This window comes from Bacillus sp. MUM 13 (assembly GCF_001866725.1).
GTDB lineage: Bacteria > Bacillota > Bacilli > Bacillales > DSM-1321 > Peribacillus.
The window spans coordinates 1-3251 of the sequence record NZ_MLYQ01000078.1 but is presented as its reverse complement, the minus strand read 5'-3'; the positions used below and the strand labels follow the sequence as shown (position 1 = coordinate 3251).

Here is a 3251-nt window from a genome sequence, read left to right as displayed (position 1 = left end):
TGTTTTTGACACCCCTAAATTTCCGAAAGTTGACGGTATTGCCTGTCCATAATTAGTCGATTATAATGTCCATATAGAATTCTAAATATTTAGATATTAATCTTAGAGAAAGGAAAAGACGTCCCCCATATTGTATAACTGCGCCAACAGTTATACAGGAGACGTCCCACAAAAAAGTATATGGTTATTGTATCAAATTATCAGCTGATTGAAAACACTATTACCGGAGTTTTTAGTTAGGGGTGCGGGGAGGATCCCTTCCCCTTGTTGCGGGAAAGACATGTTGGTTAGAGGTACAAAGAATCGGAAAGCCAAGGATCATACAGGGCATAGTAAGACATATAACATTCGAAGATTACAGTGCACCAATTGCCAGTCCATACATCATGAACTTCCAGATTTATTAATTCCTTATAAACGTTATGAGGCTGAATGTATCGAAAACGTTCTTACGAACCCTTCCACCCACATTGTTCCGGCCGATGATTCCACCCTTGCGAGATGGCATGGCTGGTTTCATCAATTTGTGGATTATTGGATAGGCTGTTTGACTTCTATCATGTTCAGGACCAATCAAGGAAACATCCCCCTGGATTTCACGTCCAAAGGTTCAGGGACTGCACTTCAAAGGATAGGACGCTTGGCAGGAGATGCCAATGGATGGCTGACAAGAATTGTCCGTCCCATCGTAAATATTAATTTTTGGATACACACCCGTTCTGCATTCCTTGTCCAATAACCCCTGATTTACACTCATGATAGACACAGAGAGGAGAGTGTATCATGAGGAATCACAATAAATCAGAAGAATTGGCAGTGCAGCGTTTCCAGCTGATATCTCCTTTATTGGCAGAGGGGCTTGACGCTGGGAAAGTAAAAGAATTAAGAGATCAGATAGCGAAGGCCAACGGTCTTTCAGAAAGAACCATCAGACGATATCTAGCTCAATATCGTGAATACGGTTTTGGGGGATTGAAGCCACATAGGAGAAAAGCTACTCGAAAGTCAGAAGCCATCCCTCTTCATCTATTGGAACAGGCGATACTTCTTCGTAAGGAAGTACCAAGCCGGAGCGTAGCTCAAATTATACAAATTCTTGAGTGGGAAGGTTTAGCTGGATCAGGACAAATTAAAAGATCTACTCTCCAGGAAAAGCTCACAGAAAAAGGTTACAGCACACGACAAATGCGACTCTATTCCCAGACAGGAGCAGCAGCCCGAAGGTTCCAGAAACGCCATCGTAACCAACTCTGGCAGTCTGATATCAAGTATGGTCCTTACTTGCCGATTGGTCCAAATGGAATGAAGAAACAAGTGTATCTTGTCGCTTTTATCGATGATGCCACCAGGTATGTGCTTCATGCAGCTTTCTACCCTACCTTGGATTCAAGAATCATTGAGGATGCCTTTCGGCAGGCCATCCAAAAATACGGTGTTCCAGAGGCTGTTTATTTTGACAATGGGAAGCAATATCGAACCAAATGGATGTCCCGTACTTGCTCAAAAATAGGCACTCGCCTTACTTACACAAGACCATACTCAGCAGAATCGAAAGGCAAAATCGAAAGGTTTAATAGAGTTATAGATTCATTCATCAGTGAAGCAGTCATCGAAAAGCCCAGTACCCTTGATCGCCTGAATGAACTATTCCAAGTATGGCTGACAGAGTGTTATCAGAATAAATCTCACTCTGCCCTTGAGGAGAAAGTCAGTCCAGAAACAGCATTTCGTTCAGATAAGAAAGCAATTCGGTTCATCGATTCGGATACATTAAGCCATGCATTTCTACATTCTGACACAAGGAAAGTTGATAAATCGGGATGCATCAGTTTCATGGATCAAAAATATGAAGTGGGCTTGGCGTTCATTGGACGTCAGGTTGATATTGTCTATGACCCCGCAAATACCGAAGAGCTTACCATTGAATTTGAAGATTATACTCCTTGGAGAGCCAAAAAGCTTGTCATAGGAGAACGGGCCGGGAAACGCCCAGCGTTACCTGAGCACCTGCAGGTGCAGGGGGTTGACTCTTCAAGATTATTAAAGGCAGCTGAACGAAAGAATCAGGAACGCCAAATCGAGCAGAAGCCTGCCGTAACCTTCCGTGCTGTTTGGAAGGAGGATGATTCCTGTGTTTGAAGCTTTCTATGAAATGGATCATACCCCTTTTGCCAGAAATCTTCCGACTGACCAATTGTATGATTCCTCCATGATGCAAGAAATCCTTGGAAGACTGAAGTATACAGCTGAAAGACAGCTTTTTGCCGTTCTTAGTGGGGATAGCGGTACTGGAAAGACGACGACAATTCGTAAGTTTGTGGACAAATTGGACAAAGGGAAATTCCATGTCCTTTATCTGTCCGACTCTAAGTTGACTCCTCGCCATTTTTACAAAGGACTTTTGGAACAATTAGGGTCTGAAGCTAAGTTTTATCGTGGGGATGCGAAAAGACAACTTCACCGTGAGATTGAATTAATGAAAGGCATACGAGGATTACAGCCTGTAGTTGTAGTGGATGAAGCTCATCTATTGGACCGGGAAATGCTTGAAGAAGTTCGTTTCCTACTGAACTTTAAAATGGATTCACAAAGTCCAATGGCGCTTATTCTGGTAGGCCAGAGTGAATTATGGGATCGCCTGCGCCTACAGTCATACGCAGCGATACGCCAAAGGATTGATATCCAATTCCAGTTGGGGCACCTCGACAGGGCACAGCTTGGAGAATATGTATCCAGGCACCTTCAGTATGCAGGAGTTGATCAGCCCATATTCTCTGATGGCGCGATTGATGAAATCCACCGGTACTCTGGTGGAGCCGCAAGGCTCATAAATAAACTGTGTACACATAGTCTTCTATTTGGCTCGCAAAATTGCCGGAGAATCATTGATGACCACATGATCAAACAAGTCATCCAAGGGGAACTTTCATGACAAGCCTCTGGAAAGAAACGTAATATAGTGAAGTTGGATGGTTGGGTTGTGTTTTGTGGAGATAGTTCGGGTACAAAGCGATGTGGTAAATGGTTTGATTTTCATCTAGGAATGGCAGAACTCTTTCCGGCCGCATGGAGTTGGAGAAGGATGGTATACACGTAAGGTTCTATCTCAAGAAAAATGAGACGTATCAAGTAGATTTCTAAAATCGGTAGGGAAGCAAATAACTGCTTCCCTTTCATTTTGGACAGTAAATCCGTCAGTTTTAGGACAAATAATAACGTCAATTTCCTGACAATGCAGTACGTCATTAACA

General features: G+C 43.1%; 3 protein-coding genes. All 3 read left to right on the top strand.

What is annotated here, in order from left to right:
* Positions 1-208: 208 nt before the first annotated feature.
* Genes BIV59_RS17080 through BIV59_RS17070 form a run of 3 tightly spaced genes read left to right on the top strand, consistent with a single transcriptional unit; the run spans position 209 to position 2932 of the window.
* The gene (locus BIV59_RS17080) at positions 209-739 is read left to right on the top strand and encodes a DUF6431 domain-containing protein (protein ID WP_276205153.1); all 531 of its coding nucleotides are present in this window, start codon (positions 209-211) and stop codon (positions 737-739) included.
* 44 nt (positions 740-783) lie between these two features.
* The gene (locus tag BIV59_RS17075) at positions 784-2139 is read left to right on the top strand and encodes a DDE-type integrase/transposase/recombinase (protein ID WP_071352663.1); all 1356 of its coding nucleotides are present in this window, start codon (positions 784-786) and stop codon (positions 2137-2139) included.
* A complete protein-coding gene (locus BIV59_RS17070; protein ID WP_071352662.1) occupies positions 2132-2932 on the top strand; it encodes an ExeA family protein in 801 nt (266 codons plus the stop codon). Before BIV59_RS17075 ends, BIV59_RS17070 begins: the two co-directional genes overlap by 8 nt.
* The last annotated feature ends 319 nt before the right edge of the window (positions 2933-3251 follow it).